At 32.9% G+C, this 21,436-nt stretch carries 14 protein-coding genes; 7 read left to right on the top strand and 7 right to left on the bottom strand.

Annotated elements, in window-relative coordinates:
* Window positions 1-299: 299 nt before the first annotated feature.
* The 7 genes from D3P13_RS09310 (at window position 300) to D3P13_RS09280 (ending at window position 9,343) form a co-directional block, all read left to right on the top strand.
* Window positions 300-3,605, top strand: coding sequence for a VCBS repeat-containing protein (locus tag D3P13_RS09310; RefSeq protein ID WP_117882248.1), 3,306 nt, complete (start codon window positions 300-302; stop codon window positions 3,603-3,605).
* Between the two features lies 1 nt (window position 3,606).
* Window positions 3,607-4,698: an endo-1,4-beta-xylanase gene (locus tag D3P13_RS09305; RefSeq protein ID WP_232829163.1), complete on the top strand. Its 1,092-nt coding sequence runs from the start codon at window positions 3,607-3,609 to the stop codon at window positions 4,696-4,698.
* Between the two features lie 125 nt (window positions 4,699-4,823).
* Window positions 4,824-5,096, top strand: a complete 273-nt coding sequence (locus D3P13_RS22440) for an alpha-glucuronidase family glycosyl hydrolase (protein WP_117881655.1) — start codon at window positions 4,824-4,826, stop codon at window positions 5,094-5,096.
* 145 nt (window positions 5,097-5,241) lie between these two features.
* Window positions 5,242-6,231, top strand: a complete 990-nt coding sequence (locus tag D3P13_RS09295) for a glycoside hydrolase family 26 protein (protein WP_157972875.1) — start codon at window positions 5,242-5,244, stop codon at window positions 6,229-6,231.
* A 6-nt stretch (window positions 6,232-6,237) separates the two neighbouring features.
* A complete protein-coding gene (locus D3P13_RS09290; RefSeq protein WP_117881651.1) occupies window positions 6,238-7,518 on the top strand; it encodes a sugar phosphate isomerase/epimerase family protein in 1,281 nt (426 codons plus the stop codon).
* A 25-nt stretch (window positions 7,519-7,543) separates the two neighbouring features.
* Window positions 7,544-8,281, top strand: coding sequence for a ThuA domain-containing protein (locus D3P13_RS09285; RefSeq protein WP_117881649.1), 738 nt, complete (start codon window positions 7,544-7,546; stop codon window positions 8,279-8,281).
* Window positions 8,282-8,398: 117 nt separating this feature from the next.
* A complete protein-coding gene (locus D3P13_RS09280; protein ID WP_232829162.1) occupies window positions 8,399-9,343 on the top strand; it encodes an SMP-30/gluconolactonase/LRE family protein in 945 nt (314 codons plus the stop codon).
* 72 nt (window positions 9,344-9,415) lie between these two features.
* On the opposite strand, the gene D3P13_RS09275 is transcribed toward D3P13_RS09280, so the two are convergent.
* Genes D3P13_RS09275 through D3P13_RS09245 form a run of 7 tightly spaced genes read right to left on the bottom strand, consistent with a single transcriptional unit; the run spans window position 9,416 to window position 21,137 of the window.
* The gene (locus D3P13_RS09275; protein WP_117881647.1) at window positions 9,416-11,122 is read right to left on the bottom strand and encodes a glycoside hydrolase family 43 protein; all 1,707 of its coding nucleotides are present in this window, start codon (window positions 11,120-11,122) and stop codon (window positions 9,416-9,418) included.
* Between the two features lie 21 nt (window positions 11,123-11,143).
* Window positions 11,144-12,181 carry a glycoside hydrolase family 43 protein gene (locus D3P13_RS09270; RefSeq protein WP_117881645.1) on the bottom strand — a complete coding sequence of 346 codons (1,038 nt, stop codon included), beginning with the start codon at window positions 12,179-12,181 and terminating at the stop codon, window positions 11,144-11,146.
* Between the two features lie 11 nt (window positions 12,182-12,192).
* A complete protein-coding gene (locus D3P13_RS09265) occupies window positions 12,193-13,647 on the bottom strand; it encodes an MFS transporter (protein WP_117881643.1) in 1,455 nt (484 codons plus the stop codon).
* Between the two features lie 15 nt (window positions 13,648-13,662).
* Window positions 13,663-14,817 (bottom strand): endo-1,4-beta-xylanase, encoded by a 1,155-nt coding sequence (locus D3P13_RS09260; RefSeq protein ID WP_117882242.1) that lies wholly within the window; start codon window positions 14,815-14,817, stop codon window positions 13,663-13,665.
* A gap of 10 nt (window positions 14,818-14,827) precedes the next feature.
* Window positions 14,828-17,047, bottom strand: a complete 2,220-nt coding sequence (locus D3P13_RS09255) for a glycoside hydrolase family 3 C-terminal domain-containing protein (RefSeq protein ID WP_117881640.1) — start codon at window positions 17,045-17,047, stop codon at window positions 14,828-14,830.
* 20 nt (window positions 17,048-17,067) lie between these two features.
* Window positions 17,068-19,503: a GH36-type glycosyl hydrolase domain-containing protein gene (locus D3P13_RS09250; RefSeq protein WP_117881638.1), complete on the bottom strand. Its 2,436-nt coding sequence runs from the start codon at window positions 19,501-19,503 to the stop codon at window positions 17,068-17,070.
* 20 nt (window positions 19,504-19,523) lie between these two features.
* On the bottom strand, window positions 19,524-21,137 hold the full coding sequence (locus D3P13_RS09245; RefSeq protein ID WP_117881636.1) for an MFS transporter: 1,614 nt from the start codon (window positions 21,135-21,137) through the stop codon (window positions 19,524-19,526).
* Window positions 21,138-21,436 lie beyond the last annotated feature (299 nt).

Below are 21,436 nucleotides of genomic sequence, written 5' to 3'. Positions count from 1 at the left end.
AAAAAATAATATAGTAATTGAGTTAGTTTGAAAACAGCGTATTAAATTTTAATACGCTGTTTTTGTTTATTGTGGTAAAATAAATGACCTGGTGTTACTATAAAATTCGAATAATAATTAAATCAATAATTTACGTTGGATTTAAAAAAATAGTTATTGATTAAACAACTAATTATAGTTAATCTAAATTACTGTAATATCAGCAAAAAAGGATGCTTTTTTAGCTCATAATAAAGCTACATTAATTATCTTTAATGCAAAATAAATTCAAAAAAAGTATAATATTTATAATTGTTAAAATGATTAATAAAATTAAAATATTCGTAAGTTTCTTTGGTGTTCTGTTATTATTATTATTATTATTAAATTGTACTGAATCAGAGAAGATAAGCCAAGAAAAAATGTTTACCAGTTTAAGTGAATCTGATACTGGAATAAACTTTGCCAACAATTTGACTGAAAATGATTCTTTAAATTATTTTTCCTATTCTTATTTGTATATGGGTGGTGGTGTTGCTGCCGGAGATATCAATAATGATGGTCTCATAGATGTTTTTTTTACGGGTAATCAAGTCTCGAACAAATTGTATTTGAACAAGGGAGATTTAAAATTTGAAGACATTACAGAAAAGGCCGGTGTATCTGGAGATGAGCGGTGGTATACAGGTGTAACCATGGGAGATATCAATGGCGATGGTTTCTTAGATATTTATTGCTCTGTTGGTGGTAAATTTACTCCTAAAAACAATCAATTATTTATAAATAATCAAGACGGCACTTTCACAGAAATGGCTGAAGCCTATAAATTAGATGATATAGGGAATGGTGTACAAGCTACTTTCTTAGATTATGATAGAGATGGCGATTTAGATTTATATGTAGCCAATTACCCTCCAACCTTATTTACTTCTCCAACTTTCGTTTATAAATATAAAATGAATAACGTTGAAGACGTTGAATCGAATCACTTATATAGAAATGATGGAGATACATTCACTAACGTAACCGAAGCTTCAGGTTTAAAAGCTTTTGGACTTACCTTAAGTGCTACAGTAGGCGATTTAAATAATGATGGTTGGCCAGATCTATATGTTTCACAAGATTTTAATTCACCAGATTTTATGTATCTAAATCAACAAGATGGTACTTTTAAAGAAGTGTTAAAAGAGGCCACTGCTCATACTGCATTTTATGGTATGGGGTCTGACATAGCTGATTTTAATAATGATGGAAATCTTGATATTTTCCAAAACGATATGGATGCTAATAGTAATAAAAGGCAAAAAGCGAATATGGCAAGTATGAACCCTGAATTATTTTGGGATGTGGTTAATGCTGGTTTTCATTATCAGTATATGCAAAATTGTCTTCAGGTAAATTCAGGTGTTTTTAACGATGGTGTGCCTTACTTTTCAAATATATCAAGACTAGCAGGGGTTTCTTCTACAGACTGGAGTTGGGGCCCTCTATTTGCTGATTTTGATAACGATGGATTCAAAGATTTATTCATTTCTAATGGAACAAGGAGAGAAATCAATAATAATGATTACTTCAACAAGCTAAAAAAGGTAAAAGTAGAACAAGATACCATGCTAAAACTGAGTTTAGAAATTCCTTCAGAAAAAATAGACAATTTTATGTTTAAGAATACTGGAGATATGAAATTCGAAAGAACCAATAAAGATTGGGGTATAGAATTTAAAGGCTTTTCAAATGGTGTTGTATATGCCGATTTAGATAATGATGGCGATTTAGAAATAGTTACAAATAATATAGATGATAATGCTTCACTATTTAAGAATAATAATGCCAATGCTAATAATTATATTACTGTAAAATTTCAAGATGATTCTAAAAATAAATTGGGAATTGGGAACAGAGTGTATCTGAAAACTGGAGATAACACACAACTGCAAGAACTGACGTTGTCGAGAGGATTTCAATCTTCAGTAGCTCCAGAATTACATTTTGGAATCGGTAAAGTAGAAAAAATTGATGAGTTAAAAGTAGTTTGGACAGATGGTAAAGTACAAGTTGTAACGAATCCAACCATCAACAAAACAATAGTTCTAAAACATAGTGATGCATCCGAAGAAAAGGTAGAAGTTGCAACTAGTGATAAATTATTTATGACGGACAATAGCAATCTATTTCCATCTTATAAACATGAAGAGAATATCAATGACGATTTTGAAACCCAAGTACTATTACCACATAAAATGTCAACTTTTGGTCCTGCTCTAGCTGTAGGCGATTTGAACAATGACAACTTAGAAGATTATTACATTGGTGCTTCTAAAGGTAAAAAAGGAGCTATTTTCTTACAAAATGAAAATGGATTTGAAGCATCGACTCTTGATTTCGATGAGAATAGTGAAGATCTTGGGGCTACAATTTTTGATGCTGATGGAGATGGTGATAATGATTTGTATGTAGTCAGTGGAGGATATGAGTATAAAGCTGATTCAAAAAATCTACAGGACAGATTGTATTTAAATGATGGAAAAGGAAATTTTACCAAAGCAAATGAAGGGGCGTTGCCTAAAATGATTACCAGTGGTTCTAAAGTATATCATGCAGATTTTGATGGTGATGGTAAGGAAGATGTATTGGTTTTGGGGCGTCAAACTCCTGGTAACTATCCGTTACCTGCAAGTAGTTATTTACTGAAGAATAATAGTAAAAATGGAATTGCAAAGTTCGATGTGTTTACTGAAATGATGCCAAAAGAATTTACTGATTTGGGTATGGCCACGAGTGCTGTTATTACAGATTACAATAATGATAAGATGTTAGACATCATCGTTGTTGGAGAGTGGATGCCAATTCGAGTATTTAAAAATACAAAAACCGGATTTAGTGATGTTTCTGAAGAGCTTGGGCTCACTGTAGACACCACGGGTTGGTGGTGGAGTATCAATCAAGGTGATTTTGATAATGATGGTGATATGGATTATATCCTAGGTAATAATGGCTTAAATTATAAATACAAAGCTAATGAAAATGAAACCTTTGATATTTTTGTTAATGATTTTGATAAAAATAATAAAAGTGATATTGTACTAAGTTATTATAATGGAGGAAAACAATATCCCGTAAGAGGCCGTGGATGCTCTTCACAGCAAATACCATCAATAAAAAAGAAATTCGAAAATTACGAAACATTTTCCGAAGCCACCTTGGTCGACATCTATTCAGAGCAAGCATTAAATGCTTCTTTACATTATCAAGTAAAATCTTTTGCCAGTATTTATCTTGAAAATCAAGGAGACAAATTTGTAATTCACCAACTTCCAGTAGAAGCTCAAGTGTCAAGTGTTAATAAAGTTTTAATTGACGATTTTGATAAGGATGGGGCATTAGATGTTTTATTAGCGGGTAATCTTCACATGTCTGAAGTAGAAACACCGCGTAACGATGCAAGTTACGGCTTGTACTTAAAAGGAAATAACAAAGGGGCATTTGAAGCTATTCCAGCCTCTGAAAGTGGCTTTTTTATGCCTGGAGATGTAAAAGACATCCAAACAATTAAAGTGAAAGGTGATAATTACATTATTTCGGTAAAAAATGATGACTATGTGCAGTATGTAAAGCAAAATAAGTAAAATGATGATTTTAAAAAAAGAATATAATTTAGTTTTAAAGTTGTCCATTATTTTGTTACTCATAACAAGTTGTAAGCAGTCTGAACCGTCACAAACAGGTTTGAAAGATGTCGCAAATTTTCCAATTGGTACCGCTGTTCGTATCACAACGTTACTATCTGATTCAGAACTACAAGTGTTAGAAAAGGCAAATTTTAATAGTATCACGGCAACTAGTGATATGAAAATGCAGCAAATTCTTCCAAAAGAGGGAGCGTATCAATGGTCTAGAATTGATAGTATTTTAAATTATGCAGAAAAAAATAAGCAACGACTTTTTGGGCACAATTTAATTTGGCACAGTTCTACACCTAAATGGGTGATAGAAAAGGCAGAGAAAGACAGTTTGTGGTTAGCTGAATTTATGAAAGAATATATTCATAAATATGTGGGTAGATATAAGGGTAAAGTACATGGATGGGATGTGGTTAACGAAGGTTTAGAAACGAAAGGTGGAGCCTATAGAGAAACAATCTGGTATAAAGCGATGGGTAAAGATTATATTGCGAAGGCCTTTACATATGCTCATGAAGCAGATCCTGATGCTGTATTATTCTATAATGATTTTAATATTGAACGCGACACTGCTAAATTAAATGGAACACTTCGCATGGTTGAAGAATTAAAAGCACAGGGAGTTCCTATTTCTGGAATTGGATTTCAAATGCACATTCGAATGGATATTCCTGATGAAACAATAGCAGATGCCTTAAAAAAAGCGGCAGCTACGGGTTTGCAAATACATTTATCAGAAGTAGATATTATTTTTAATACACATGACGATTCTAGATTAGGAGGAGTTCAATTATATGATGAATTGACTGACGAAATGAAAGAAGCTCAAGCAGAAAAATATAAGAACCTCGCCAAAATGTATCGTAAAATTGTGCCTAAAGAACAACAGTACGGAATTACTTTTTGGGATTTTACAGATAGAGATACATGGATTAATGGGTTCTTTAATTTGAACGATTGGCCGTGTATATATGATGAAAATTTAAAGGAAAAACCTGCTTACTTTGGATTTTTAGAAGGCCTAAAGGAAAATAACTAACGGACATTTAAATATAATTAATAGCACAAATTCAGTAAGAAGTTTATTGATATTTCTTTGTGCGTTTTTAAGTTTAAAAAGATATAGTGATAATCGCTATGACCTTTGGCTGATAGTATCAAAAGATAGAAAATAAAGCGTCACTGAATACCTATGAAAACACCCTAAATTCAATTTCATTTACTGGTAATGCAGCAATATTAAATGTAGCTAAAGAAGAAATTGTTAGAGATCTATGTGGTTTTTTAAATCATGAGTATACTATTTCAAATACTGTGGCGTCTACGAATACTTTAATTATTGCGACTAAGGCGAATATTGATAGCCAATTTACCCAGCAGTTAAAAAACGATTTTAAAAACGTAGTAGAAAAGAATTATTTGAAATTAAGAATTTAGATAAATAGTAATCTGTAACCTAGTGTGTAAAAAGCTCATAAATTATCTATATGTAAATGCAAATTAGTATCAGTGAAATGTTGGTTTTCAAATAGTAATGAAAACATATTTTAAAAAAAAATATAAAACTAAAAGTTTATTAGTTATGCGTAAAGTAAGTTTAATTATTCTGTTGTTGTTTTTGCAAAATGGATTTAGCCAAGAGGTAATCCCTCGTTTTAATTATAATGCTAAATACGAACCAGAAACAGGAGTTTATCACGGTGCTGGTCAGGATAAAAATGGCTTTCAAGATTATGTAAATGCCGTTGGGCAAAATAAGATGCCTGCAATATATATGACTTATGTTAATATAACCGCACCAGTGAAAAAGATTGAATCTTGGGGAAAAGATTTAAAACATGTTTTAGATAGTTTGCCCAAAGGGATTATGCCTCAAATTGGTTTAGGTTTTACTGGTGGTAATGATACTGGGGCAGGCTTAGATAAAGAAGTAGCTGATGGAAAATATGACAAACAATTACAAGCATTCTATAAATTGCTTTTGGATATAGACAGACCATCCTTTACCAGAATAGGGTATGAGTTTGAGGGTGATTGGAATGGATATTCTCCTGAAAGTTTTAAAAAAGTTTTCATAACTATTTCTAAAGCATTTAAAGAAAAGAATATAAAATCGGCTACGGTTTGGTGTTCTGGTGGTGGTTCGGCTGACTTTATAGGGCTTGAAAAGTTAATGGCATATTATCCCGGAGACAAATATGTCGATTGGTGGGGTATTGATATTTTTAGTCCAGAAGAATTTTCAAATATTGGCTTACAAAACTTTTTTGATAGAGCTCATATGCATGAAAAACCAGTAATGATTGGCGAGTCGACACCACGATATGTTGGAGTTTTAGATGGTAAAACTTCTTGGGATAAATGGTTTAAACCTTATTTCGAGATGTTATATGATAATCCAGGGATAAAAGCATTTTGCTACATCAATTGGGATTGGATATATTGGTCTAACAAAAGTGGTTTTCAATGGCATGATTGGAAAGATGCCCGTATAGAAAAAAATCCATTTGTTTTAGAGGCTTATAAAAAGGAAATGGAGAATCCATTATTTATTCACCTTAATAATAATTAAGTAAAGATGAAAAAAGTTATATTTTTAGCTGTAATTTTTATGTGTTTTGTCGGTTTTGCTCAAGAAAACTATAGTATATCTTCTCAAAAAGATAGACTAAGACAATACGCTGGTCAGTGGATAAGTGCTGTAAATCCCAGCACAGATAGTGTAGCAAAATTTCCAGAAATAAAAATGAGTAGTATGAATAATTTCAATAATCATTCTCTCACAGTTAAAGTTTTACAAAAAGATAGTAGTAACCAATATAATCCTTTGCTTCATGAAATTATTGGTTATGATAGTTTTACTGATACTATTTTTGCTGCAGGTCATAATACACAAGGCGTATTTTTTACTGGAAAAGGAATCTTTGCTTCAGAAAAAAAATGGACGATGCAAGACAAAGACCTTAATGGTAATAACACAATGAGGGTTGATTTTAACTTTCAAAATTATACGGATGTTATATTAGAAGGGTTTGATAATGAGAATCAAAGCTTATGGAAAACCAGATACATAAAAAATAATCCTAAAAACAAAAACATTGGTATTCAGCTCGTTTCTGTACATGATAACATGCTTGATAACCCAGAAGAAACCTTAATTCAACTAGGTAGAATGGGGTATAGCTATGTTGAAACTTTTGTATATAAAAATGGTAGTTTTTACGGTCAAACCCCAAAACAGTTTAAGGCTATGGTTGAAAAATCAGGTATGAAATTTTTGGGTTCTATGACTTTTTTCGATCCTGAAGATAAAAATGATGATACTGTAATAAATACGTGGTGGAATAAAACGATACAAGACCATAAAAAAGCTGGTGTTGAATATCTATCTACCTCAAATAGTAAATTAAAAGACATTAAGACGATCAAAGAACTTCAAGAGTATTCTAATTATTATAATAAAGTTGGAAAACTTTGTAAAGAGAACGGACTTAAGTTTGTGTATCATAATCATGCTGATGAATTTTTAAAGGTAGAAGGCGTAACCATTTATGATTATTTTCTTCAAAACACCAATCCTGAGTATGTCTATTTTCAATCAGATGTATATTGGATGCAAGTGGGAGGAGTGAATCCTGTCGATTATTTTAAAAATTATCCTAAACGATTTATTAGTTGGCATGTGAAAGATTATAAAGAATTAGGTGAAAGTGGTAAAATAGATTTCAAGGATATTTTCAACTATCAAGAAATAGCTGGAGCTCAATATATCTTGTCAGAAGTTGAAGATTATAGTTTTCCACCTTTATTCAGTGTTAGTTTAGCTTGGGAATATATTTATTATGAATTATTAAAATAAGCGTTTGATTCTAAAAATTTTTACAATGAAGTATCTTTTATTAATTATAAGTGTCCTTACAATGATTAAAACAAATGCTCAAGATCAGTTTAGTGTTTTATTGTTTACCCAACATGATACTTGGCATTACAATACTATCCCTGTTGCTATTCAAGCTTTTGAAGAAATGGCAGAAGAACATCAGTTTACGTTTAATTGGACACAAAGGCCAAATGATCTTATAAAGAAATTACCAGAACATGATGTCGTAATATTTATGAACGCTAATGCTGATTCGTTGAAGACAAAGCATATGGTTGCTTTAAAAGCATTTATGAAACGAGGAGGAGGCTTTGTTGGTATCCATGGAACAGCAGATGGTGAAAACAATAATTCTTGGTTTGATGGTCTTGTTGGAGCAAAATTTGTAAATCATCCAAAATTACAAGCAGCAATAGTAAAAGTTGAGAATAATGATTTTCCTGCAACTTGGCATCTACCAAAGAAATGGCTTCGTAGTGACGAATGGTATAACTTTGAAAACATGAATTTAGATAAACTAAATATTCTTTTGACTGTTGATGAAGCTTCTTATGATTTTACTGCGGGTTATGATGATATCCCGTTAAAAGGTATGGGAGAGAAACATCCTATTTCATGGTATCAAGAGTATGAAGGAGGAAGGTCATTTTACACTGCTTTAGGTCATAAACCTGAAACGTATAAAGACAAAAACTTTTTGAATCACATTTTTGGTGCAATATACTGGACACTTAATAAATAAATTATTTTGTTATGATTTTTTAAAAGTTCCTTTTTTTTAATGATTTTATACCAAATGAAAGTGCTGAAGTGGTCTATCCGTTTATGTATTATAATAATTTTGTTAAATTTTATTCAAATGAATATGAAAAAAGTAGTTATCCAAATTTTAAGAAAATTAAAAGGGAGCCTAGAATTTTTGTCATTTTTCTTTCTATTGTTTTTATTAGTAGCATGTAATGTTGAGTCTGATATTAAATTTCCAGTTAAAGTGGGTATAAAACCTGAAAGTATTACCAAAGGATTTAATGATAATTATTATGTATCTGTAATGAATGGTAAAGAGAAAGGAGATGGTGAGATTGTTGAAATTTCAAAAGAGGGAGTACGTGTATTTGCAAAAGGATTTGATGAACCAAAGGGGATTGTATTTATAGAGGGACACCTCTATTTTTCAGATCTAGATTGCGTTTGGAAAGTAGACAAGGATGGAAAAACGGGTGTTTTTGTAAAAAAAGATGATTTTCCAAAAGAAGTATTATACTTAAATGATGTTGCTGTTGATGCGGACGCTAAAGGTTTTTACGTGGTGGATATGGGAGCAACCAAATATATGCGAGATGAAAAGAACAACCTTTGGCCTTTAGATAGTGATGAGGCAAAGTTAGTACCAGAATTAGGTCGAGTTTACCATGTAGATTTACAAGGAAAAGTGTCTTTAGTGCAAGATACATCTCCTCTTATGTTGAATCCAAATGGCGTTGGGCTGGATAATAATAACAATATTATGGTTACATCATTTTTTCTTGGAAATGTGTTGGTAAACAAAGGAGGTGAATTAGCACCTTTAAAAGGTGTGTTTAGAGGTGCAGATGGTATAGAGCAAGACAGTGCAGGTAATTATTATGTGAGTAGCTGGAGTGAAGGAAAGGTTTGGAAAATAAATGGAAAAACAGAAGAAGCCACTGTGTTGATTGACGGATTAAAATCGGCGGCCGATTTTTATTTAGAAGAGCATAACGAACGATTACTCGTTCCTGACATGCTCTCAGGAATTATTTATGCTGTTGATATAAACAAGTAACTCAAACTTACGGATTCGAAAGTCTGAGTTATTGTTATAAAAACGATGATATTAATACATTAAAAAAATCAATTAATTTTCATAGATAGCATCATTGCCAGTATAGGTAAAAGAATCAAAATACGCTTTATTAATGCTTTCTTTTCCATTTGAAGTGGTATACATCCCTAAGGTAACTCCAACAAAACCACCCGCTACTTTAGTGCTTAAGTACTTTCCGTCAATCTTTTCTGCAAGGATTTTCCAGTCGTTTTCTATAGCGTAAGAAAAGTTATAGGTGTCTACATTCGCTTCTATTTTTAATTGGATTGTAGAAGTTGTTTCGGGTAAATCAACAGAAGCAATTACGGTCGGCTCTTTTTCACCGCCTTTTATCAATTCAACAACAGGTTTGCCATTTTTAATTGATTTACATAAATAGTAAAAATGTGCTTCGTTCTGAAAGGCAACTAAACCTGCACTTTCATTAGGAGTCTGAGTAGAAAAGTCTATCGTTACACTAGCAGAACCTTTTAAATGTTGCTGTCTATGCCCAATAAAACTCGGATTCTTTATGCCAGATAGTGTTTCTGGCCTTGTGTTTATAGTTAAATAACCTATCTTTTCTTCTAGACTATACCAAGTATCTTTTGGAGTTCTTAAGAACATCCAATTATAACCTAATTTATCATTGTCAAAATTTTCAGTATAAGTGAAGTTTCCATTGAGGTTGAAAAGTTCTTTGTTGATTTTTACACCTTTTGGTAATGGATATTGATATTTAATAGTTTCACCATCCAAATCAAAGATTGGCCAATCATCAATCCACTTTACAGGAGCTAAAAAGGTTTCTCTACCCGTGTTGTAATGATCGTCTCCATAATCTCTTGTAGCCAAAAATACGCCATACCATTCCCCCTTTTTAGTTTGAATTAAATCAGCATGTCCAGCGGATGTTATCGGGTCTTTTCGATTGGGATCTAATTGTCTTTGCGTAAGTATTGGATTGTCTTTATAAGGTATAAATTCGTCATTGATGTTTTTATTTCTCAGGATCACCTCAGAGTGGTCTACTGAAGTTCCTCCTTCTGCCGCCATTAAATAGTAATAACCATTCAACTTATACATTCTTGGGCCTTCAATCCATACTGGTTTTTTAGAAATGTCAACACCTCCATTAATTAGTATTCTATTTTCACCAACTACTTTTAAATTTTCTTTATCAAATTCAAACATTCTAATGGTACGATGACCTTGATATAATGGTTTGTTATCAGGAGCATCACTATTATAAATAATATATGATTTGTCATCGTCAAAAAATAGGGCAGGGTCAATACCATTAACTTCAGGTAAGTAAGTGGGGTTAGACCATGGACCTGCTGGATTTTCTGCGGTTACTACAAAATTACCTTTGCCATCAACTACGGTACAGGTAAGATAAAAAATACCATTATCATAACTGATATCTGGGGCAAAAATTCCTCTAGACATTCCTAAACCCTCCAATTCTAATTGTTCAGGTCTATCTAAAACATTACCAATTTGTTTCCAGTTTACTAGATCCGTACTATGAAAAATAGGGATGCCCGGAAAATACGAAAACGTAGAATTAACAAGGTAATAATTTCCTTTACCATCATCCGTAATGCTAGGGTCAGGATACCAACCCGCCAAAATTGGATTATTGTAATAGCTTTGTTCTATTTCTTTTTGTAGGGTCGTATTGTTTTCTTTGCTTTTGGTATTACAACTCCACAATGCAATTGCGATGATTAGAAATGGTATAACTTTTCTCATAAAATTAAATTTATGTTTTTATCAATCTTTATACGGATCTAATGTTACAATTGTTCCATCTTCCAAATAGGTAATTTCAGCAACTTTTACCGATCTTAAATGTGTTACTCCTTTAGATAAAGAAGAATCATGGTAAAATAAATAGGTTTTTCCTTCAATTTCACAAACCGAATGATGCGATGTCCAACCTACAACTGGATTTAATATTCTTCCTTTATACGTAAACGGACCATAGGGATTATCACCAATTCCATAACATATAAAATGCGTATCACCGGTAGAATAAGAGAAATAATAGTTACCATTATGTTTATGTAACCAAGCAGCTTCAAAAAAGCGACGCTCGTTATCTCCTGCTAATAATAAAGCACCCTTTTCATCTACAATTTCTATTGTTTTAGGTTTTTCTGCAAATTCCAATAAGTCATCTGTCATTTTAGCAACATAGGGTAATAATGCAAGTTCATTATCATTAGGAAGAAAGGCAGTGGGACTATCAGGTTCCGCAGCATTAAATGTTCCAGTTCTCCATCGCTGTAATTGTCCGCCCCAAAGGCCTCCAAAATACATATAACAGCTTCCGTCATCATCTTTAAAAACAGCAGGGTCAATGGAAAAACTCCCTTTAATAGCTTTAGGTTGAGCCGTAAATGGACCAGTAGGTGATGAACTTGTAGCTACACCAATACGAAATATGCCATCATAGGCTTTCGCTGGAAAAAATAAATAATAAGTACCATCCTTTTCATTAGCATCAGGAGCCCACATTTGTTTTTCTGCCCATGGTACATCATTTACATGTAAGGCGATGCCATTGTCTATAGCTTTACTGTCAATACTGTCCATTGAAATTACATGATAGTCTTCCATGGCGAAATGACTTCCAAGATCATCAAAGGCTTCTCCGGCATCAACATCATGTGAAGGGTATATATAAATTTTCCCATTAAAATAATGTGCCGATGGATCAGCCGTATAAATATGTGAGACTAGGGGCTGAGAGATCGCTTTTTTGTTTAAAGCATCAAAATCGATATGTTCTATACTTTCTTCTGGCATAATTTTAAATTTTAATTTCTTCTTTCGTTTAATTCTGATTCTATTTGTGTTTCCATTTTTTTATTTATTTCATAAAAAAACAACAACACAACTCCTAATAAGAATGGAATTGCAGGGTAAATACTTACGAGCATTTTAGTCCCTTGTATGGCACTATCAGGTTGTATAATAGCTTCGCCAGCAGTAGCTAATTCTTTTGTAACATAGCCATAAAGACCTAAAATCCATGTTAATAATGCACTACCAATACTTAGTCCACCTTTTAAACCAACCATCATGGCGGAGAAAATTATGGCTGTAGCTCTTCTATTGGTTTTCCATTCAGAATAATCAGCAACATCTGCGATCATTGCCCATAGTAACGGAATTGTAATTCCATAGAAAAAACCATGGAATATTTGTGAGATAAACATTAACTCCACTGATTTTGAGGAGAAAAAATAAAAGAAAATAATAAAAAGTGTTGATATAAATAAGAACACTTTAAAAACATCTCTTTTGCCATATTTATCTGCTAATTTTTTGGATAAACCGATACCAACAATCATAAAAATAATTCCACCAGCATTAAACAAACCAAAACCAGCAGAAACCGGGTCTTCTCCAAAGAAGTTAATTCCGATATTAGATAAGAAATCTAAAATGGGACTAATGAAAGTGGTTAGCTCATTGGCATCAACATAATTTTTAAAATAATAAACGTATGAACCACCTTTCATAGCGAGTGTAATAAAAATTAATGTTGTTAAAACCAACATGATAATCCATGGTTTATTTTTGGTTAAATCACCAATATCTTCTTTTAAGCTCGATTTTTGTTCAGGTTTAGGTATTACACGTTCCTTTGTTGTTAAAAAAGTTATGATGAGCATAATAGTACCAATAATAGCTAGCCAAGTCATTACAATTTCAATACCAACGGCTTTGTCACCACCACCAGCTGTTTCAATGATAGGTAGCATAAATACTTGCACAAAAAATTGAGCGAACATTACGGCTACAAATCGATATGATGATAAGCTATTTCGCTCTCCCATATCACCAGTAATTACACCACTTAAAGCAGAGTAGGGTAAGTTGTTAGCAGCATAGAGTAATAATAAAAGAGAATAGGTTGCTGCAGCGTAAATAACCTTCCCCTTATACTCAAAATCAGGCGTGCTAAATGCTAAAAGGGCAGCAACTCCGAGTGGTACAGCTGTCCATAATATCCAAGGTCTAAATTTTCCCCATTTAGAGGTTGTTCTATCTGCAAGTGCTCCTATAATTGGATTAAAACCGAAAGCGGCAACCAAACCTACTGTTAGAATAATAGCCGAGGCATGATTTGTTTCAAGCCCATAAATATCGGTATAAAAATAGGCGAGGTAAGTCATTAGCGTTTGAAAAACCAAGTTTGCGGCAAGGTCACCTAAGCTATAGCCTATTTTTTCTTTTATGGATAATTTTTGTGAAATAGAACTCATAATTTTATGTGTTGATTAGTTTTGTTTTTTAAGCCCTATTATTTGTTGATACGCTTTTTTTGGATTCAATTTTCTGTCAAATAAAAGCGGGTGATTTGTTCTTCCTTTTATAGGCCAGTCATTGAGCCAAGATTGACCATCATGTACTCCCCAGAAAGTTACCCTACTTATTTTATCTTTATGTTTTAAAAATAAGTTAAAAATGTCTTCATATCGTTTAGCTAGTTTGTTTTGTATTGAATCAGGTAATGTATTCGGATAAGGGTTCATCGTAGGATCTCCTTCAAACTTATCATAATTTTGTTCCACTGCCGCTCCGTTTAAATCCCATGGATTTGGCAATACGGTTACATCTAATTCCGTGAACATCACCTTTACACCTAAATCTGAATAGGCAAGAATACTGTTTTCAATATCTTCTATTGATGGGCCTTCTAAACTCCAATGTGCTTGCATGCCAACGCCATCTATCTTTGTACCTTTTGCTTGTAAGTCTTTCACGAGTTGAACTACACCTGCTCTTTTTTCAGGTTTCCAAAGGTTATAGTCATTATAATTTAGTTCCGCTGCTGGATCTGCCAGAGCCGCAAGTTGAAAAGCATAGTTAATATAATCGTTACCCATTACTTTTAAGAAAATAGATTCTCGTAAGGTACCATCTTCATTTAAGGCTTCATTTACAACATCCCAACTATGTATTCTTCCTTTGTATTTACCAACTATTGTGTTAATATGACTCTTAAGGTTGTCAGCCATTGTAGCACTGTCACTTATCGTATTTATATACGGAGCTAGTTGGCTATGCCAAACTAAAGTATGGCCAACGATATGCATGTTGTTTTTTTCACCCAAAGCCACATATTGATCAGACATATCATAATTAAAAGTATTTTCTTCAGGATGAATATTCATCCATTTCATAATGTTTTCTGGTGTAAGTGTATTAAACTCTTTTCCAATTAATTGTAAAGCCAGCGTGTCTTTTCCGTTAATATGATTATCATTTACGGCAGACCCAATAAAAAAGTCGTCTGCAAAGGCACTTTTTAATGTTAATGATTCTTCATTAACTTGTTCTTCTACTTCTTCTACTTCTTCTTTTTTTTCGCAACCAATTGCTGAAACCATAAATAGGAGTAGGAATACGGTGATTTTAAAGTTGATTTTCATGTGATGATTATTAGTTAATTGTGAATTTAATTTTTTTTGTGATATGATCCGAGGCGTTACCCACATAAATGTAGTAATTGCCAGTTTCAAGTTGCCAATTGGCAGTAGATTCATTATAAAAAGAAAGGTCATCAGTATTTATTAAAACCTCAATAGTTTTTTGTTCACCAGCGTTGAGATTTACTTTGTTGAACCCTTTCAGTTCTTTGAAAGCTCTTTGGACTTTAGATTTAGATTTGCCCACATATACTTGTACTACTTCGGCACCATCTTTAGTCCCAGTATTGGATACCGTGCAAGTCACTTTAATTTGACTTTTAGGAGTATATGATTTTTTGTCAGTGGTAATGTCGGTTAAGTCAAAAGAACTATATGATAATCCGAATCCAAAAGGAAATAATGGTTTTATTTTTTTAGTATCGTGCCATCTATAGCCTACTAAAATTCCCTCTTTGTATTCTTGATTAATAGAGTCGCCAGGATAAGAAATATCACCATAAAAATGAGCTGCATTATCTTTTAATTTTTTAGGAAAAGAAAAAGGTAATTTACCAGAAGGGTTCACATTGCCTATAACAACATCAGCAATGGCTTGACCAGCCATACTTCCTAAATACCACGATTGCATTAATCCGTTCACCTGCTCTAACCAAGGCATTTCTACTGCGTTACCACTAACTAGAATAACACCCATGTTTTTGTTAACCTTTAAAAGTTCATCGATTAAATCTTCTTGACCAAAAGGAAGTCCGAATTTTAAACGGTCACCACCTTCACAATCTTGATGATGATTTTTATTTAATCCACCCACAAATAAAACAATATCCGCTTTTTGAGCTGTAGCAATAGCTTCTGTTTTAAGTTTCTCAGCATCTAATGTAGATGGTAGAACTTTCGCATAAGCAGATGGTCCTGAGGCATAACCCATAGCATGAATTATAGTTGCGTTTTTGTAGATTTTTTTAAGGCCTTCCAATGGTGAAATTTCAAACTGTGCTTTTAATTCTGAAGAACCACCACCTATAGTCATAGAACGTGTAGCATTTTCACCAATCACAGCTATTGTTAGGTTTTTATCATCTTTAATAGGAAAGAAATTGTTTTCATTTTTTAATAATACGATACCTTCAGAAGCTACTTTTCTTGCAACTTCGTGGTGTTCCACATTATTCATTCTACCCATCGGTCTATTAGAACTCATGGTTGTTCGATACATCAACCTTAAAATTCTACGTACTTTATCATCTACATATTTCTCGTCAATTTCACCACTTTTTAATAATTGTAAAAAAGGGTACGCCAGATAATAATTGTCATAGGCATTTTTTTGGTTTGTAGTTAAACCGTCAGTTCCTGTACCCATTTCAATATCTAATCCATTAAGAATTGCCTCTTTGGTATCATGTGCACTTCCCCAATCGGTAATTACAACACCATCAAAACCCCAGTCGCCTTTTAAAATTTTATTGATTAATTTATCATGATGACTACAATATTGTCCGTTGTGTTTATTGTACGAACCCATAAGCGACCATGCACCGCCTTCCATAATGGCAGCTTTAAAGGCAGGTAAATAGATTTCATGCAACGCTCTTTCGCTTACTTTCACATTTATATGATCACGCCATTCTTCCTGGTTATTTAGAACATAATGTTTTACACAAGCTGAAACACCATTTTGTTGTACTCCTTTTATATAAGGAACTACCATTTTTGAGGCAAGAAAAGGGTCTTCACCCATATATTCAAAATTACGGCCGTTCAAAGGTGTGCGGTAAATATTTACACCAGGTCCTAATAAGATATCTTTCTTTCTATACCGTGCTTCTTCACCAACACTTATTCCATAATCATTGGAAAGACTTGGGTTAAAGGTTGCGGCAAGACAAGTTAAAGCAGGAAATGCTGTTATTGAATCATTTGTCCAATCTGCATAGCCCCAATTGTCCCAATTAATTTCTCCTCTAACACCATGTGGTCCATCTGACATCCAAATTTCAGGAATCCCTAATCTAGGAATTCCGGGAGTGCTAAATTTTGATTGAGCGTGGACTAGCGATACCTTTTCTTCTAATGTTAATAAAGAAATTATACTGTCAATTTTTACTTCAGTATTTTTTGAATGAATATTACTTGATTGTTGAGCGTTTGTAAGCGAATAGCTTAGTAAAAAGCACAAAGTAATTATAGAATGTATTACTTTGTGTCTTTGAATGATGAATGTGTTCATATTGTAATATTTTTAATAGTTTATCCCATGATTACTTCTATAGTATGTTCTTTTCCTTTTTCTAGGATAGGAACGATAGTAGAATCGATAGCTTTTCCATTTACATTAATTAATTTTATTCCTTTACTAACATGATCAGGGTTTTTAACTTCTATATGATAGGTAGCACCTCTAAAATCTCTTTTCATTTTAAAACCATCCCATTTTTTTGGAATACAAGGATTAATGTTTAATCCATCATAATCAGTTTTAATACCTAATATATATTGAGTAATTGCAAAGAAGTTCCAAGAAGCAGTTCCAGAAAGCCAAGAATTTTTAGCCTCTCCAGGCTTAAAAGCCTCTTTACCTGCAATCATTTGACAGTATACATACGGTTCAACGCGATGCAGTTCTGATATATCTTCTAAAAAGCTAGGAGCTATTTTTGTATAATAGTCATAAGCTTGATCACCGCGACCTAATACTGTTTCTCCTATCATTATCCATGGATTATTGTGACAAAAAATGCCTCCATTTTCTTTGTAACCGGCAGGATATGTTGAAATCTCTCCATATTCAATATGGTATTTTGTAAAAGCAGGGCTATTTAAAACAATACCATAATCACAATCTAAATGTTCTTTAACAGCATCTAATGATTTTTTAACCATTCCTTCTTCTTTACCAATTTCGGCCATAGTACACCAGCCTTGAGATTCTATAAAAATCTTTCCTTCTTCATTTTCATTAGATCCAATTTTGTTTCCATAATAATCATAGGCACGCAAATACCAATCGCCATCCCATCCGTGGTTTTTTACAGCTTCGATCATATTGTTTACATGATTTTCAGCTTCATTAGCTTCTTCCTCTTTTCCTATTCTGCGACATAATTTTACATATTCTTTACCATAAACCACAAAAAGACCAGCAATCATTAATGACTCTGCTTTTCCATCCTTTTTATTTCCTGTAGTTTGAAAAGATTCATTTGGATCTTCTGAAAAACAATTTAGATTCAGGCAGTCATTCCAGTCTGCTCTTCCAATTAGAGGAAGTCCATGTGGACCAAGATTATGAACAACATGGTAAAAAGACACTTTTAAATGTTCAAAATGTGGTTTTGCTTTTGAGGCATCATTATCAAACGGCACCATTTCATCTAATAAAGAAAAGTCACCTGTTTCTTTAATATATTCTGTCGTTGAAAGGATTAACCATAAAGGATCGTCATTAAAGTCTCCTCCAACGGCTGAATTTCCTTTCTTAGTTAAAGGTTGGTATTGATGATAGCACGAGCCATCTTCAAATTGCGTTGAGGCAATGTCAAAAATACGTTCTCTTGCTCTTTCCGGAATTTGATGCACAAACCCAATCAGGTCTTGGTTAGAATCTCGGAATCCCATTCCACGTCCAATACCTGATTCAAAGAATGAAGCAGAACGAGACATATTAAAGGTAACCATACATTGGTATTGATTCCAAATGTTTACCATTCTATCTAATTTATCATCGTTAGATTGGATATTTATTTTACCTAAAAGATTATCCCAATAGGTTTTTAGTTCATCTAAAGCAGCTTGCACCTTTTCAACAGTATCAAACTTGGCAATCATTTCCTTTGCAGGTTTTTTATTAATGATTGATTTACTTTCCCATTTATCTTCCTTATCAACTTCTACATAGCCTAACATGAATACATAGTCTTTTTCTTCACCTGGTTGTAACTCAACTTCAATATAATGAGATGCTATTGGTGACCAGCCATGAGCAACAGAGTTTTTAGGTTTTCCTTCGGTAACAACATCTGGTGCGTCAAAACCATTATATAAACCAATAAATGATTCTCTATCGGTATCAAAACCATGTATAGGTTGGTTAACTGAGTAAAATGCATAATGGTTGCGTCTTTCTTTAAATTCAGTTTTATGATAGATTACAGAATCTTCAATTTCAACTTCACCTGTATTAAAATTTCTTTGAAAGTTGGTCATATCATCTTCAGCATTCCATAAACACCATTCTACAAAAGAAAATAATTTCAATTTTTTAACTTCTGAAGATGTGTTTTTAAGGGTTACTTTTTGAATCTCTCCCCAAAATCCAAGCGGTATAAACTGAATAACTTCAGTCTCTACGCCATTTTTTGAGCCTTTGAATTTTGTGTAACTCATACCATGACGGCATTCATAACTATCTAGTTCTGTTTTAGAAGGTTTCCATCCTGGAGACCAAACCGTATCACCGTCTTTTATATAAAAGTATTTACCACCATCATCTACAGGGACGTTATTATATCTGTAGCGAGTTAATCTTCTGAATTTAGCATCTTTATAAAAGGTGTAACCTCCAGCTGTGTTTGAGGTTAATGAGAAAAAATCTTCATTACCAAGATAATTTATCCAAGGATAAGGAGTCTTAGGGTTCGTAATTACATATTCTCTGTTAGCATCATCAAAATGTCCGTATTTCATAATATATATCTTTAATCGTATTAGTTGTTTTGTTCTTTTAATCTTCTGGTATTTAATTCTAAAGTAATCTCATCAAGTTTCTTTTGGTTAAGAGGATATAAGGTCATTAATGCAGCAGTTACTACCGTTATTATTGCTGGAACCCAACTCATAAGCATAATAATACCTGGAATTGCTCCTTTTATAGATGTTGTATCTTGTCCATTATAATGAAAAGCCCCTAATACTAATCCAATTATTGCTCCTGCAATTCCGCCTCCAAATTTAGTGGCAAACGAACCTGCTGAATAGATAAGACCTGTTGCTCTTCTTCCATTTTTAAATTCTGAAAAATCTGCAGCATCACCCAACATCACAAAAAACAAAGTTGGAAACATTGCAGAGGCAAACTCTGAAACAATACCGATGGTGAAAATGGCACCAATATCTTCTGGGCCACAAAACATCAGTAATGCATTTATACCTCCAGAAAAGAGTAAAGCATATATAAATAAATTGCGTTTACCTAGTTTTCTTCCTAAAGGAGAAGTAAGCATGGCACCAGCTACAGAGGCTAACATGAGTCCAACCAAATAAGAAGCCGCTAATAATTGATCATTTAAATAATGTGTAAAATAGATAACAACAATACCTTGTTTTATGGAATTGTAAACATTGAATAGGAGTCCGATAACCAATAGAACAACCCAAGGTTTATTAGAAATAAGGTCTTTTAAATCTTGTTTTAAATTATTTTTTTGAGCTTTAGGGGGTTGTACTCTTTCTCTTGTTGTGTAAAATGTAATGAACATGAATAGTGCTAAAAAAGCAGACATCACATACATGGAATTACTATAGCCTTTCTTTTGATCAATAATTGAAATAGTACTGTTGGTAATATTTTCTTCTCCTGTTACAATAAATGAGTACTTTTTACCGGCTTGCATTGCAAAACTCTTTCCATGGGTTGGAATATTTTCTTCAGAATCCATATTCGCATCTTCCCAAACAAATGTTGCGATACCGTCTTCTGTTTTTATATTGACACTCTCTACATCTTTTGATGTAGAAACTTCTACTTTAAACTTTTCATTAGCTAATTTATTGATCTCAATGTCTGGGTTCACATTCCCAAAATGAGCTACTAAAAACAATAAGGCACCTTGAACAAGCATACCACCTGCAAATGCTCCTACCATTCTATAGGAACCTAAAGTTGTTCTCACTTTATCATCTCCTGTCATAACTGCCATAAGAGCACCATATGGAATATTATTGGCTGTATAAAGTAGCGTAAAAAAGATATAGGTAACATATGCGTAAGCAATTTTACCAGATGCACTTAAATCAGGGCTTGTAAATAATAGTGAGAGTATTACAGCCAATGGTATAGCTGTCCATAATATCCAGGGTCTAAATTTACCATATTTAGATTTGGTTCTATCGCCAATAACACCCATTAAGATATCACTTATTCCATCACTAAATCTAGCTACTAGAAATAGAACACCAACGGTTACTGGACTTAGTCCAAAAACATCAGTATAGAATATAAATAAGAAGGTGGCTACACCTCTCCAAGCAATATTTGCTGCTCCATCACCTAACGCGTAGCCGATTTTTTCTTTTAATGATATTTTCTGATTTATGTTCATTGTTGGTTTTGAAGATTTAACTAATTAATGGTTATAGAAAAGCTTATGTCATTTGTTCTTTTTCAAAAAAAATCAATTATGGGTAATGAAGTAACTATAGTATTACACTGTAAAAATAATCCAATACAAAATGAAGTGATATAAATGATGAAGCGTGTAATAATACAATTGTTGTATAGGTAATATTTTTGTGTAAGTTTTCACTAAAACATGTATGTTATTAGGGTTTTGTTAAATATATTTACAATAGGTCGGATTGATTTTATGATATATAATATTTTATTATAGACAATTCAACT

The sequence above is a fragment of the Aureibaculum luteum genome, from assembly GCF_003449015.1.
Classification (GTDB): Bacteria; Bacteroidota; Bacteroidia; order Flavobacteriales; family Flavobacteriaceae; genus Aureibaculum; species Aureibaculum luteum.
This window is presented reverse-complemented; position numbering and strand designations above follow the sequence as displayed.

Coding starts and splice junctions, on each gene's coding strand:
- D3P13_RS09310 (WP_117882248.1), top strand. CDS start 300: ATGATTAATAAAATTAAAATATTCGTAAGTTTCTTTGGTGTTCTGTTA.
- D3P13_RS09305 (WP_232829163.1), top strand. CDS start 3,607: ATGATGATTTTAAAAAAAGAATATAATTTAGTTTTAAAGTTGTCCATT.
- D3P13_RS09295 (WP_157972875.1), top strand. CDS start 5,242: ATGCGTAAAGTAAGTTTAATTATTCTGTTGTTGTTTTTGCAAAATGGA.
- D3P13_RS09290 (WP_117881651.1), top strand. CDS start 6,238: ATGAAAAAAGTTATATTTTTAGCTGTAATTTTTATGTGTTTTGTCGGT.
- D3P13_RS09285 (WP_117881649.1), top strand. CDS start 7,544: ATGAAGTATCTTTTATTAATTATAAGTGTCCTTACAATGATTAAAACA.
- D3P13_RS09280 (WP_232829162.1), top strand. CDS start 8,399: ATGAATATGAAAAAAGTAGTTATCCAAATTTTAAGAAAATTAAAAGGG.
- D3P13_RS09275 (WP_117881647.1), bottom strand. CDS start 11,122: ATGAGAAAAGTTATACCATTTCTAATCATCGCAATTGCATTGTGGAGT.
- D3P13_RS09270 (WP_117881645.1), bottom strand. CDS start 12,181: ATGCCAGAAGAAAGTATAGAACATATCGATTTTGATGCTTTAAACAAA.
- D3P13_RS09265 (WP_117881643.1), bottom strand. CDS start 13,647: ATGAGTTCTATTTCACAAAAATTATCCATAAAAGAAAAAATAGGCTAT.
- D3P13_RS09260 (WP_117882242.1), bottom strand. CDS start 14,817: ATGAAAATCAACTTTAAAATCACCGTATTCCTACTCCTATTTATGGTT.
- D3P13_RS09255 (WP_117881640.1), bottom strand. CDS start 17,047: ATGAACACATTCATCATTCAAAGACACAAAGTAATACATTCTATAATT.
- D3P13_RS09250 (WP_117881638.1), bottom strand. CDS start 19,503: ATGAAATACGGACATTTTGATGATGCTAACAGAGAATATGTAATTACG.
- D3P13_RS09245 (WP_117881636.1), bottom strand. CDS start 21,137: ATGAACATAAATCAGAAAATATCATTAAAAGAAAAAATCGGCTACGCG.